Origin of the sequence: Nocardia sp. NBC_01009 (genome assembly GCF_045208035.1) — a bacterium.
In the GTDB taxonomy this organism is placed as follows: domain Bacteria; phylum Actinomycetota; class Actinomycetes; order Mycobacteriales; family Mycobacteriaceae; genus Nocardia.
The window spans coordinates 3935625-3949560 of the sequence record NZ_CP108695.1 but is presented as its reverse complement, the minus strand read 5'-3'; the positions used below and the strand labels follow the sequence as shown (position 1 = coordinate 3949560).

Sequence of the window (13936 nt, the reverse complement as noted above, 5' to 3'; positions counted from 1 at the left end):
CCCACCGCGCCGACCGCCGCCCTGGTCGAGGCGCCCTCAGGCTGGCCGCCCGGCCAGCCGACCATCCCCGTGGAATGTCACGTTCACGCGGGGTTGGGTCCTGTCCGCTCGCTTGAAGGGAAAATCCGATGACCAGCACCGAATCTCAAAAGTCCTTCCTCGACGCGATCGCCCACATCGACTGGCAACTCGAAGCAGGACTGCACGACGACGCCCGCGACGCGTTCGAGCACGCGCTCACCAAACTCGCCACTCCCGAGGATCTCGACCGTCTTACCCGCCTCGCCGAGACCTTCACCAACGACCCCTATGTGGCTTGGGTTCATGCGGTCGTCGCAACACTCTCGATGTGAGAGGTTGCGGCGACCGTGTCGTTTTCGGAGGATTTGGTTCAGTTCGGTGATCAGCTGGCCCGGCTGGCCGATGCCGGGGTCCCGGTGAGGCAAGCAGCTGAGGCGTTGGGGATCGGGCGGGGGCGTTGCTATGCGATCCTGCGTGCGCAGGGTCGTGCAGCGGGCAAACCCAGGGGTGCGTCCCGGGCGGCGGACCCGGAGTTGATCAGGTCGGTGTTCGAGGCGACGGGATCGGTGAACCGGGCGGCCGAGACCGCTGGGGTGGCCTTCTCGGTGGCGCGCCGTTTTCTGGTTGCCGATGGCCTGATCGGCGTGGGTCCGATAGTTCGCGGCAAACCCGACGCCAAGAGGCGGTTCAGTGAGCTGATCGCCTCGGGGTGGTCGGTGGCGCGGGCGGCTCGCGAGGTCGGGGTGAACGAACGAACTGCCCGGGATTGGCGGGCTGGGATACGCAGGTCCGGGGACAAGCGGATTCATCCCGACGGCACGGTGGTGGACTACACGACCGGAAGCCGGTACACATCTGCGGTGATCAAACCCGTTGGTGTCGAGCCTGTTTCGATCAGTGACCGGTACCTGTCGTTGCAGGACCGCCTCGATATCGCCGATGGGCTATTGATCGGGCAGTCGTTGACGGGGATCGCGGCACGGATCGGTAAACATAAATCGACGGTGTCGCGGGAGGTCCGGGCGCACCGGATCGATGGGCTTTACCTGCCCTATCAGGCGAACAAGGCTGCCGCGGATGCGCGGGCGCGTCCGAAGGGGTCCAAACTGGTGACCAACCAGGCTTTGCGGGCGTGGGTGGTCGATGGTTTGTCACGGCAGCGGTCTCCCGAACAGATCTGTCACCGGCTCCGCAGGGACTATCCCGACGACGAGAGTATGCGGGTGAGCCACGAAACGATCTACCAAGCCCTCTACTTCCAGTCCCGTGGCGGGCTGAGACGTGAAGTCGCGCAAGCGTTGCGAACTGGACGGACCCGGCGGAAACCGCATCGCAAATCAGATCAGCGCACCCACCGGTTCGTCGATGCGATGATCATGATCAGTGACCGGCCCGCCGAGGTCGAAGATCGTGCGGTGCCCGGCCATTGGGAAGGCGATCTGATCATCGGCAAGGACGGTGGTTCGGCCATCGGCACCCTCGTGGAACGGTCCACCCGTTACACGATGCTGGTTCACCTGCCCGGCGGTCACGACGCCGAAACCGTCCGTGACGGCTTGATCCGGACGATCTCGACCCTGCCCACCCACCTGCGCGGGTCGCTGACCTGGGACCAGGGCGCCGAGATGGCCAGGCACAAGCAGTTCTCGATGGCCACCGACATGGCGGTCTACTTCTGCGACCCGGCGAGTCCTTGGCAACGCGGAACCAACGAGAACACGAACGGGTTACTGCGCCAATACTTCCCGAAAAGCACCGATCTGAGTGTCTATGGTCCCGAAGACCTCGAACACGTCGCTCACCAACTCAACGATCGTCCACGCAAAACGCTCGACTGGGAAACCCCAGCCGAGCGTCTGCGTGATCTACTTACCCGCTAAAAGCAGGCAGTGTTGCGACGACCCCTTGAATTCACCTGGTCGCCAGGGCTCGTTTGCGGTCGCTGTGGCGGCGTTCTGATTCCGAGCTGCAAGCCTGGCTCGACATGTTCGTCACCCGCACCGACCCCGGCCTGCACCGTCGCGCCGAAGACCAGCCCCGCTGGATCACGACCGTTCCGATCACCGCCGTCGACCGGAAGGTCCGGCGCATGGTCGCCCGAGACCCGAACAAGAAGCAGACCGGCACACCGTCGCTCGCTACGAAGATCGCCGCCAAGCGTGCCTGGGAACGCCCCGAGCACATCGCCGCGATCAAGTCCAAGCGTCGCCCAGTGGGCGAACCGCGCGTCGTCACCGACTACGTCCGCACCGGGCTCCTTGTCGACGCCGAACCTGCGTTCAAACCGTCCGCGTGGGATCGCAACTATGTCCGTCAGGTCGCCGAACAGGTTCTCGCCGAACGGGACCGGGCCGGTTCTCGCACTCGCGACGACTTCGACGCCGTCGCGATCGCTCGCACCCGAACCGGTCTCGATGTCCGCGACGACGACCGACCGGCCTTCCTCGCCAACGGCAATGGTCTGGACTACGACCACACCACGCTGCCGCCGTTGCAGGGTTGGGTGTGCGTGTACTGCTTCGGCGAACGCGCCTGCGCCGATCACTTCCGCACCGACACCGACGGGCACCGTGTCAGCGACGACGGGCTGTGCCAGCACTGCCGCGACACCGGCCGCCCCGGGATCGCGGCCCTCCCCGACGGTTTCGGTCTTGCCGAGGAAGTCGCCGCCTACTGCCAGTACCTCACCGACCACTACCCCGCCGCCGCACCCGGCTTGCTCAATGCGTTGCGGCTGCGGTCCGCACGGGTAGTGCGCGGGCTGGTCGTCGCGTTCCTCGATCGCACCCAGCAACCCCCGAGTGCAGCCACACCGGTCACGACACTGACTCCGGTGGCTCTGCGGAAGGGGCGTTGCTACGGCTGCTACGCACACGACCGCCTCATCGACACCGACGATCTCTGCGACGAATGCCGAGACCACTTCCGCCTCGCCGCCTGACCTAACACCGCTCCTCGCCCGCCTTCGACGGGCCCCTCTTCCCGGTCCGCCGCAGTGTCCACTCCTGCGGCGGACCGGACACCACCCCACCGCTCTGCGCGTTCGGTGACCTCACCATCTGGAGGCACTCCCGTGACCAACCCCTGGACCGACTTCCTCACAGACCATTGGCTTTCCATCACCCTATTGATCTGGATGGCCATCGTGATTCGCCCGACCACCAACCAATGCCGCTGTGACTGCCGCTGTTCGACCACGCCGCGTCCCAACCGCGATGCCCAGTAACCGGTTGTGCACGCCAGCCGCACATCCGAGCGGCGGTCAGGTACCTAACCGCATCAAGCTGGCGTCACCTCTCATCACTCCGCCCACCCACTCCCACCAATCACCACCCTCACCTCACCCTCCCAACAAATCTCACCACCCCTTCATACCCAATCACTCACCCTCACACCCCTCCCCCTCCCCTCATTTTCCTCCTCTCTCCACAAGCAGACCTCTTTCATTTGAGGTAACGGTTTGGTAACGACCAGGGGGTTTGCCTGAATTGACGAAAAATTAGGCAAATCAAACCCTTGTCGACACTCGCAGAGGCGTGCTTGATGGATATATGACCGCGACCATTCATAAAGTCGTGGCAGGCAACGGGTATCAATACTATCTGCGCAATGTCGCCGCGAACGATGCATCCACTCGCGGCCGTTCCAGCCTCGCCGACTATTACTCGGCCGAAGGGGAAGATCCGGGCCGCTGGCACGGCTCCGGCCTTACTTCGTTAGGCATCCAACCGGGTGATGAAGTCACCGAAGAACAGATGAAGTCCCTGTTCGGGTTGGGTCGTCATCCGAACGCCGACATGATCGAAGCCCATGTCTACGACACCGAGATGAGCAAGGGCGCCCAGCACAAAGACGCGACCCGTGCGGCCGATCAGGCGTCGCGTTTAGGTAACCCATTCCGCATTTATAGTGAAGTCTCCGAGTTCAGAAAAAGATGCGCAAACGCCTTCCAGGAATACAATTCCGCACACGGATTCGCCCCCCATGACGCTATTGCTGATGACGAACGGGCACGCATCCGCACCCACGTCGCGTTCGAAATGTTCACCGAACAGCACGATCGCGCACCCCTCGATGCGCGGGAACTGTCGGGTTGGGTGGCACGCAACTCGCGTCCGAACACCGCCGCGGTCGCTGGTTTCGACCTCACTTTTAGTCCGGTCAAGAGCGTTTCGGTGTTGTGGGCGGTGGCACCGCGAGCGGTGTCGGAGAAGATCGAGGCCGCGCACCACACGGCCGTCAAGGACGCGCTGCGGTGGCTCGAGCAGAACGGAATCTTCACCAGGCTCGGCCGAAACGGAATCCGTCAGGTCAACGTCGAGGGTCTCGTCGCGGCCGTATTCACCCATCGCGATAGCCGAGCCGGTGACCCCGACCTGCACACACACGTCCTCATGGCCAACCGCGTCCGCACACTCGACGGCAAATGGCGCACCCTCGCCGGCACCGCGATCTACCAAACGCTCGTCACGGTCTCAGAGATCTACAACACCAGACTCGAACACCACCTCGAGCATCTCGTCGGCGTCGATTTCGCCGAACGACCCGGTCAGGACCCGTCGAAGCGTCCGATCCGTGAAATCATCGGTGTCCCGGTGCGATTGATCACCGCCTGGTCGCGCCGCGATACCGCGATCACCGCCCGCCTCGGGCAGCTCGCCGCCGAGTTCCAACAGCAGCTCGGGCGCGAACCGATCCCTGGTGAAATGTATGACCTCGCCGAGCGCGCCACCCTCGAAACCCGCCCCATCAAACACAAATTGCGGTCCTTAGCCCAGCAGCGCAGCACCTGGCGGGCCGAAGCCGTGGCCCTACTCGGTGGCCGGGAAGCGTTGGAGCGGGCGGTAACCGCAGCGCTGAACCCGATCCGAACTGCGCGCTCCGCGGTCACAGCCGGGTGGATTGCCCGCGCCGCCGGGCACGTCGTCGAGGTCGTTTCGGAGCACCGATCGACGTGGCAGCGCCACAATCTGCGAGCCGAAATCGAACGACAGATGCGGGGACAAGTGAGCGGCGACGAGTGGGAGCAAGTCGCCGAAGCCGTTCTCACCGAGGCGGTTTCCCCGGCGCTCTCGGTTGCTCTCGAAGATCCCGACCTCGCCGATGAACCGGGATTACGGGCTGTGCCGGTGTTGTTGCGTCGCCGGGACGGCACCAATGTGTACACCTCCTCGGGTGCGCAGTTGTATACGTCGGCGCAGACGCTGTCGGTCGAACGACAGTTGATCGAGATGTCGGTGCAGCCCGGCGGACGCCAACTTCCACCCGATCTCGTCGCGGCGGCGGTGCGCCGCCATAACGCCCAGAATCCGGATCGCCCGCTGAATGCTGGGCAGATCAGCGTGATCGAGGGCTTCGCCTCCTCGAACCTGCAGGTGCGAACGACGAATGCACCCGCGGGGTCGGGGAAGACCACCGCGATGCGGGTGCTCGCTGACGCGTGGCATGCCAGCGGCGGCCAAGTCCTGGGCCTGGCGCCGACGGCGTCGGCCGCGGCGGTGTTGGGTGAGTCGATCGGCGCGCGGATGGAGACCGTCGACAAGGTCCTCGACGTTCTTACCAAGCACACCCCCAGCCGCGACAACCTTGCCCTGGATCGCGAACATCCGCCGTCGTTGCCGCAATGGATGCTGCAAATCGACCGCAGCACGTTGGTGATCGTCGATGAGCACGTCAAGGTCGGCAACCTCAAACGCCTTCGCCTACTACGATTCCTAACCTCTCGGGGTGCGACGGTCCGCTGTATCGGCGACCCCCACCAACTCGCCTCGATCGAAGCCGGCGGCGCCGATCGCGACATGGACCAGGCCGCCCCCGAACATTCACTCACCCTGACCCACGTCGTGCGGTTCGCTTCTGGTGCTGAATCGACAGCGAGTTTGCAACTGCGCGACGGTGACCCCGCCGCGCTGGGCTGGTACCTGGACAACGGCCGCATCCACGCCGGGCACCTCGGCGCCACCCACGACGATGCCTTCACCGCGTGGGTCACCGACCATCTCGCCGGCCGCGACACCATCATGTTGGCCGCGACCCACGACGTCGTGACCGAACTCAACGCCCGCGCCCGCGCCGACCACATCGCACGCACAGCAGGTGCGGTTGATGCGGAATGTGTTCTCGCCGACGGGCTTGCGGCCTCGGTCGGTGACCTGATTCGCACTCGCCGCAACAACCCGCGACTACGCCTGGGCGACCGCGACTGGGTTCGAAACGGCTACGCCTGGACCGTCACCGCTGTGCACTCCGACGGCGGCCTCACAGCGACGCATCTACATTCGAACAAGAAGATCGGCCACAGCGTGCACCTTCCCGCGGACTACGTGGCCTCGCACGTGCGTCTCGGTTACGCGACAACGATCGATTCCGCGCAAGGAATCACCGCCGACTCGTGCCATGTCGCGCTCACCGGAGGTGAGTCGCGCCAACAGCTTTACGTCGCACTCACCCGCGGAGTACACGCCAATCACGCGTATGTGCCGACCGCGTTGGACGGTTCCGAAGGCTCGTTCTGGTCCGAACCCGCTGTGTATCCACGCACGGCCGTGGAGATTCTGCTGCGCATTCTCGGTCGCGATGGTGCCCAGAAGTCGGCGCACACCATGCTGGCAGATGCGCTCGACCCGCACCGCCGTATCGGTCGCGCGCTCGATATCTACCTCGATGCGATCGGAGTCGCTGCCGAAAACGTGTTGGGCCCTGAGAGTCTCGATCGGCTCGACACCGCCGCGGAAACGTTGCGTCCGAACCTCACCGACAGCCCCGCCTACCCCGTACTGCGCCAGCATTTGGCGACCATCGCACTGTCGGGTCGCGACCCGATCGCAGCCTTGCATGCTGCTGCGAGCGCGCGGGAACTCGACACCGCCGATGATGCTGCCGCTGTATTGGACTGGCGGTTGGATCCCTCCGGCACGCACTCCACCGGTAACGGGCCGTTGCCGTGGGCGTTCGGGATTCCCCGCGGGCTGCGCGCCGAACTCGATTCCACCCAGCTCGTCGCGCGTGCCCGTATCGTCGCCGACCTCGCCTACCAGATCCGCACCGACGTACAGTCCTGGACTCCCGCGTCGGCGCCGCATTGGGCGCGCCCGCTGATCGGCTCGGACCCGCACCTGATCAGCGACCTCGCGGTATGGCGCAGCTCCTTACATATCGATGACCGCGACCTACGCCCGACCGGGCCACCCCGCTACACCGTCGGCGAACGCGAACACCAAGACCTGCTCGACGCCCGCGTCACCCAGGCGCTCGGCGACCTCCATCTCCCAGCCAACAAGTGGGCACCACTGATCACACGCCTCGAAGCCCGAGTCCTCACAGATCCGTGGTGGCCGACCATGGCCGACAAAATCGAGGTCGCCAACCGCTCCGGGATCGACATCGAAACACGGTTGACCCACGCCGCAGCGGCACGGCCGTTGCCCGACGACATGCCCGCCGCGGCCCTGTGGTCACGACTGGAACTCGAACCATCCGCCGCCGACACCACCGGCACCCACCACAACCTGCGCCCCGATTGGGCCCCGGAACTGCACGCGCTATTCGGTGACGACATCGGCGACCGCGTGATCAACGACCCGGCGTGGCCGCGTCTCGTCGCCGCCATCGACCGTGCGACAGGTACCGATTGGACACCACGCGAACTACTCACCACCGCACACGAACTGATCCTCGGCGCCCAACCCGACAGCACCACGAACTTGCGGCCCGACCAACTCGCCAGCGCACTGGCCTGGCGATGCGACGCACTCCTACGCGAACCCACTCACCTCGAACAACCCGACATCGACACCTCCATGGAATTCACCATGCACCCACCCGATGACCGACCCGATCCACCACACGCCGAGGCTTCGCCGCACGCCACCGCCGCACAATCCGCGCCGTGGCCACCGACCCGACCGCCAGACAATGCACCCGTCAACGAGCCCCGCCTGCACACCGGCGTCCAAATGATCGCCGCGCTGTTCCAATCCGGGGACCTCCGAGCAGCCCGCCGAGCCTTTGTCGATCTCACAGACCCCCTCACCGACGAGGAAAGCGACATCATCGAACGGGTCGCAACAACCCTCTACCGCTATGCCTTTCCCAACGCTCTCGCCCGCTTACGTTGGGCTGCAGACAGATTCCCTCAGCACCGCGAACTCATTCGTGCCTTCACACCTGACACTGACCCACACGTCTACCAAGTCGCCACCGACCGATCCGCAACAACGTCGGGCCGCGTCCATCGCGCCGAGGCTGCTCACGATCACCCCGACCGTGTCGACGTCACCGCGCGGCGCGCGCCGCTATCCGACGCCGAGGTTGCCGCCGAACACAGCCGAGTGGCCTACCTCAACAACCGCAGCGACGTCGACGACGACCCCCATCACCTACCCCTGCCAGAGGGCGTGCCCCACCACTACTACCGGGGCAAAGTGATCGAAGAACCCGTCACAGACGAACCGATCGAACCCGACTACGACCGGTTCGCGGTTCGCGCTACTCGCGCACTTCCGTGCGTAGCTTGCGGGATCGACCGGGCAGTCATCGACACCACCCCACGCCTGCCGCGCCGCAGCGACGACGGCCTGTGCAGTGAATGCCGCGACAACGACGAACCCGCCATACCCGACCACCACGCCGCCGAGCACATTCGTGCGCGCTGCGACCACATCGCCGCCACCCAACCACCCGCATCTGTGCGTGCCATGCTCCGGCGTGACTGGCGCGCTGCCCGCACCCTCTCAGAACGCCTAGCCATCAGCGCCTGGATCGACACACATCCGCAGGACACCACCCCTCACTCACAAGCCACGGCGCCAGACGACCCGCCATTGCAGAATCCGCTCATCGTTCTCACCGACGAGCAACTACAGCAACAGATCGATGACATTCACTTGCGCATCGAACTCGTCGATAACGAAGCGATCCTCTACGGCCCCGCCCCCGATCCGCGGGGCAGCGACGCGGATTACGACGACGAAGTCCGCCGCCACCACGCGGCGCAGCAGGCGATCCGCAACGCCCGCTCCGCTGAACAGAAACTCAGCGATGCCGTCCAGGCAGTTCAAGCCACGGCAACCGAACTCGACACCGCACGCAGCGATCTCGAAGCCACACCCGCATACCGTCGTGGAACACGCCGCGAAGTCCAGGCCCGCATCGACGCACTCCTCACTGAACAAAAGAACCGCACCGACACCCGAGAATCGGCACGCACCACCGCCCACAAAGCCCAACGCGATGCCGCCCTCTACGCCGGCACCGCCGACGGGTGGGACCGGCTGCTCGCCACACCAGACCCCGAACACACATACCAGCGACCCGTCCAACAGGACGCTGCCGCCGATGTCGATACCCGTGCTCGAATCGCCGACTTTCGGCAGCAAATCGATGAGCTACGGACTGAACAGCAGCGCCGCGGCATGCTCAACGACGTTCAGCTGGCAGCCGAACTGCAACTGCGACATCAATCGATCCTCGACGGGGACAGCTCGCTTGAGCTCATCGAGGATCCGATCGCATGGGAGCCGGACATCGACTTGGGACTGTAACTGCCTGCCAGTCACAACCCGGGCCTTCACCCCCGTATCAGATCGGGCCAAACACCCCGGAAAGGCCGAGCACGAAAAGAACAGTTCCCATAACGATCGCGACGAGATGCGGAAACATGACGTGAGCGAACAACCAGGGCTGAATCGAGCGACCCAGCCGCCTCTTCGGCCATGGTTCGGGCACATTGGGGTCGCCCTTGCTGTCTCCTCTACGAATCCTGGGTCCGGCCGTCTCCCAACCCCAATCGATGAGCGGCGAGGAAGCAGGACCGCTTTGCATCCTGACCGCGAACAGCTCGTAAGCGATGAACTCTATGTCCCGCATACGCGGGTAGTAGTGGATCTGGTGCATCTTGGTGAAGGCTTCCAGCAGCCAAAACGAGACGCCGCTCGCTGCTGCGACGAGGAACAGGCCGAAATGATTCTGTTGAAAGCCCAGGCCGAGGCCAGCGAGACTGAGCGTGACGCCCCACCCTTTGATTGTGAGCAGCCTCTGATCGAACCCGTTCACGATGTCGACAAGCTGAGAGTACTCGGCTTGCAGGTCGTCGTGTAGACGAGCGAGATCGGGTGATTCAACAGGATCCATCGCGCTTCACGCTTGCGCACCAGAAATTGGACCAGACAAGGCAGGCAACCCTTCTGCTGGCTAACACCACACGCGCCATCATTGTAGTGGGCACATGTTATCGCCAGGCACAGTCGGGATGCATATTCCGACGAGCGCGCTGCGCGGCGTATTGGTCCGGAGCTGTACCGCGATTGGTTAGACGAACAACACTTATGCCTGGATCACGGCGTGGATATGGTCGCGCAGCGCTGCCGCGGTCTTGGCGAGACGGTGCGGGCGAGGGCGGCGGCGCGATCGCTGGCCTCGGCTTCGGGTGCGCCGAAGCTGACCAACCCGATGAGCCGAAGCAGCATCGTCACAATGCGTTCGAGGTCGTAGTCGGTGACGACGGGATCGGGCAGGGCTTCGACCATCGGGGCCAGGATCGTCAATGCGGCGGCGTTGGTCAGCGACGCAGCGTGCAGATGCGCGGTCAACACCGTTGCGATGTCTTCGCCGTTGTTCTGCCGGAACAGCTCGACCGGGCGGTCCCGGAGGAAGCGCCGCGCCAGCGCTTCTGCGCGTCCGGACTGGCTGGCATAGCCATTCTCGGGACTGCCATCGAGTGCGGGTAATGCGTCGTGCACCGGGAGGGCGTGGAAGGTGAGCTGCACGCCGAACTGACGGCCTTCGGGGGCAGTGGCCCGAATCAGGTACTGGCCCGGGTGTTTCGGGTAGAACCGCAGGTGATTCGAACTAGGAGCATCGTGGACCCAGTCCCACCAGAGAGCGTCCGCGCACAGCGACGAGGCCCGAAACTCCGGCTCCGGGTCACCAGAGTCGAGGTAGATCGCCTCGAACAACGAGACGTCGACACTGCCTGCCGGAAAGGGGTTGACGTTCGGAATGTGCCCCCACGCTTCACGATGAACCGACCCCGCTGATACGCCAAAATCGCCATGTCCGGCCCCAAATCAGGGTAGGTGGCGACGGCGCCGCGTTAGAAGCGCTGGACGTGGTAATTGCCGCCACCGATTTCCTCGGCCGCCACAGCAGGCCGAGCGGGCCGTCCCACGCACCGAACAGATGCCAACGCTCGGCGATCAGCCCGATCACCGGCGGGTGCTCGACCGGCGCTACGCCGCAGTGACACCCACGCCGACGCCGACAAGCGCGGTCCAGCCCTGTCGGCTCCGTTCTCCCGAAAACACGCTCGGCCCGTCGCAGCCCTTCACCCGGAAGACATACGAGCCGAAACCCTGCAGCCGCACCCACACTCGCCCCTGGGTCGGACGTTCGATCTGCACGTGGATGTGCCCGCCATCCACGCCGTCATGGCTGACCTCGTGGCGGAAGTAGTCGTAGTGGAAGGTGTCGACGATCTTCCATTCGAAGACCGTGACATCCCACAACCGGGCCGCACCGAGGATGGCCCGCTGTTCGTGCGACCACGCAAGGGAGCCGCGCTCGAAGTATTGCCGCCGCCCGACGGGATCGACAATGTCGTCCGCCGGTCCGGTCGGGCGGCCGTAGGGGCCGAACTCACCACCCGTTTCGCGCCAGTAGTCACCGATCAGCGCATCGAATTCGCTGCCCGACATAGTCAGCCCTCCTGATGACGCGACACCCGTCGATGGGCCGCCACGAACCCGACGAACTCAGTATGCTGACCGCTGCTGCGATGCGACGTCCGTATCAGAGGAACATTACGCGCGGATAATTGCGGTCATTTCGGATCGATCTTGCGACGCTTCTGACCGTGAGATCCTCGTTGCGGCCGCAATTGTGACCGTCGGCGGAAATCGAGTAGCCGACTACTGGTGTAGGTGTCGCCCCTGGTTACCAATACTGTGAATGTCAGTCCGCCCTGCCCAACCAAGGATCCCGGTCAGAGATGGCACGCAAGCCATCGACCCACCAATGGAGGTCGACGTGCGGTTTCAATCAGACAGCCCCGGCGGCACGCTCGTCGCCGTCAGTGGCGTGAACACCATCTCGTTCGCAGTGATCGCCACCGACCAGCTCAAACAAGGGCTGCTCGGCTTCGCCGTCGAACGGCTCGACCCGACCGACAACGAGCGCTTCTTCATGGCGGGCTTCAAAGTCTTCAAGTCGGTCATTCCCCAGCCCCAGCCCGGGATGCGGGCCAGCACCTTTGACCAGCCGGTGCAAAGTTTCGTCTGGGACGACTTCACCGCCAAACCTGATCGCGAGTACCACTATCTGTTTCACCCGTTGAAAGGTGAACCGAAAAACCTCAATCGCTCATCGGCGCCGTTGTCGATCACCGTCCGAACGGAACCGCTGTTCAGCGATCTGGAGCACGATGTCTTCTTCAACCGCGGTGTCGCCAGCAGCCAGGCCTACACAAGGCGCTTCGGGTCTGCTCCGATCGACGAGTTACAGCCACCGGCCAAACGGGACGCGGCACTGCGCTGGCTCAGCCGTGACCTGGACGTGGCGCTGCTGCGGTTCATCGACCACTGTGCCGCGGGTGATCGGCTGTTGTGCTGCTTTTACGAGTTCCGCTACAAACCAGCCGTGACAGCGTTGAAGGCGGCTATCGATCGCGGTGTCGACGTCCAGGTCATCATCGATGCGAAGGTCAATGAATTCACCGACAAGTACGGGGATTTCCATCCCAGCTTCCCGCGGGGAGACAACCTCGCCATGATCGCCGAGGTCGGCATCCCCGAGGCGAATGTCATCCGGCGCGAAGCACGAACCTCGGCCATCCAGCACAACAAGTTCATGGTCCGGATCACTGCCGCTGCCGGGCCGGTCGAGGTGTGGACCGGGTCAACCAACCTTTCCCAAGGTGGCGTCTCTGGTCAGACCAACGTCGGGCACTGGCTGCGCAACAGCGACACCGCGAACCGCTATGTCCAGTACTGGGACGTGCTGTCCGACGATCCTGGCGGCACCGAGGCGGATGCGCTTGCCGAGGTGAAACTCAAGAACAAGGTATTCAAGTCGGCTGTCGAATCGGTGTCGCCGGTGCCGACCGATCTGCACCAGCTTCCTGCTGGCACGACCGCGGTGTTCAGCCCACGATTGACCGACACTGTGCTGCAGTCGTACTCGACGATGCTCGATACCGCGCAGCGGCAGGGCTGCATCACCCTCGCGTTCGGCATCGGAGCGACGTTCAAGGACCTCCTGAAGGACAACACCCCTCAGAACGCGCTCATCTTCATGCTGCTCGAAAAGCGGGACAAACCAGATCCGAAGAAGCCGGAGGCGTTCGTGGCGATCAACGCGTCCAACAACGTCTACAAGGCTTCGGGATCATTTCTGCGTGATCCCGTCTACCAATGGGCGAAAGAAACCAACGCCAAACTGCTCGGTCTGAACCAACACGTCAGCTACATCCACTCCAAGTTCATGCTGATCGATCCGCTCAGCGCCGATCCTGTCGTCGTCACGGGGTCTGCCAATTTTAGTGAACCGTCGACCAAGGAGAACGATGAGAACATGCTCGTCATCCGCGGTGACACGCGGGTCGCTGACATCTATTTGACAGAGTTCAACCGACTGTTCAACCACTACTACTTCCGTAGCGCGGTAGAGAGTTTCACCGCTCATCACGAGGCCACCGATGGAGCCAGTCTGTTCCTGACCGAAGACACAACCTGGCAGGCGAAGTACGCGCCTGGTTCGTTCCGCGCGAAACGTCTTCAACTTTTCGGAAATATCGCGATCGCCTAACTAGACGACCTGATCGTCGGGCCGGGCGATGGTCGGGCGCTCGGGACCGGGCAAGTCCACTCTGCAACACCAATACGATGCCCACACGACGATCTGTCGGCCGTCAACGGTTTCG

Annotated in this window: 8 protein-coding genes; 5 read left to right on the top strand and 3 right to left on the bottom strand. The window is 63.9% G+C overall.

Annotation, left to right across the window (positions count from 1 at the left end; genetic code table 11):
• Nucleotides 1-128 precede the first annotated feature (128 nt).
• The 4 genes from OHA42_RS17580 (at nucleotide 129) to mobF (ending at nucleotide 9563) form a co-directional block, all read left to right on the top strand.
• Complete coding sequence (locus tag OHA42_RS17580; protein ID WP_406238414.1) at nucleotides 129-353, top strand: hypothetical protein; 225 nt, start codon at nucleotides 129-131, stop codon at nucleotides 351-353.
• Between the two features lie 411 nt (nucleotides 354-764).
• Nucleotides 765-1901, top strand: coding sequence for an IS30 family transposase (locus tag OHA42_RS17575; RefSeq protein WP_406239224.1), 1137 nt, complete (start codon nucleotides 765-767; stop codon nucleotides 1899-1901).
• Nucleotides 1902-2005: 104 nt separating this feature from the next.
• Nucleotides 2006-2962: a hypothetical protein gene (locus OHA42_RS17570; protein ID WP_406238413.1), complete on the top strand. Its 957-nt coding sequence runs from the start codon at nucleotides 2006-2008 to the stop codon at nucleotides 2960-2962.
• A 610-nt stretch (nucleotides 2963-3572) separates the two neighbouring features.
• Complete coding sequence (gene mobF / locus OHA42_RS17565) at nucleotides 3573-9563, top strand: MobF family relaxase (RefSeq protein WP_406238410.1); 5991 nt, start codon at nucleotides 3573-3575, stop codon at nucleotides 9561-9563.
• A gap of 37 nt (nucleotides 9564-9600) precedes the next feature.
• Here mobF and OHA42_RS17560 read toward each other — a convergent pair whose 3' ends face one another.
• The 3 genes from OHA42_RS17560 to OHA42_RS17550 form a co-directional block, all read right to left on the bottom strand.
• Nucleotides 9601-10152: a hypothetical protein gene (locus OHA42_RS17560; protein WP_406238408.1), complete on the bottom strand. Its 552-nt coding sequence runs from the start codon at nucleotides 10150-10152 to the stop codon at nucleotides 9601-9603.
• 203 nt (nucleotides 10153-10355) lie between these two features.
• Complete coding sequence (locus tag OHA42_RS17555; protein WP_406238406.1) at nucleotides 10356-10976, bottom strand: hypothetical protein; 621 nt, start codon at nucleotides 10974-10976, stop codon at nucleotides 10356-10358.
• 273 nt (nucleotides 10977-11249) lie between these two features.
• On the bottom strand, nucleotides 11250-11714 hold the full coding sequence (locus tag OHA42_RS17550; RefSeq protein WP_406238404.1) for a hypothetical protein: 465 nt from the start codon (nucleotides 11712-11714) through the stop codon (nucleotides 11250-11252).
• 331 nt (nucleotides 11715-12045) lie between these two features.
• Here OHA42_RS17550 and OHA42_RS17545 point away from each other — a divergent pair, with 331 nt between their 5' ends.
• The gene (locus OHA42_RS17545; RefSeq protein WP_406238402.1) at nucleotides 12046-13821 is read left to right on the top strand and encodes a phospholipase D-like domain-containing protein; all 1776 of its coding nucleotides are present in this window, start codon (nucleotides 12046-12048) and stop codon (nucleotides 13819-13821) included.
• Nucleotides 13822-13936 lie beyond the last annotated feature (115 nt).

What these genes read in the sequence shown, in the direction of transcription:
- mobF (WP_406238410.1), top strand. Translation starts at nt 3,573, where the DNA reads ATGACCGCGACCATTCATAAAGTCGTGGCAGGCAACGGGTATCAATAC.
- OHA42_RS17550 (WP_406238404.1), bottom strand. Translation starts at nt 11,714, where the DNA reads ATGTCGGGCAGCGAATTCGATGCGCTGATCGGTGACTACTGGCGCGAA.
- OHA42_RS17560 (WP_406238408.1), bottom strand. Translation starts at nt 10,152, where the DNA reads ATGGATCCTGTTGAATCACCCGATCTCGCTCGTCTACACGACGACCTG.
- OHA42_RS17570 (WP_406238413.1), top strand. Translation starts at nt 2,006, where the DNA reads ATGTTCGTCACCCGCACCGACCCCGGCCTGCACCGTCGCGCCGAAGAC.
- OHA42_RS17580 (WP_406238414.1), top strand. Translation starts at nt 129, where the DNA reads ATGACCAGCACCGAATCTCAAAAGTCCTTCCTCGACGCGATCGCCCAC.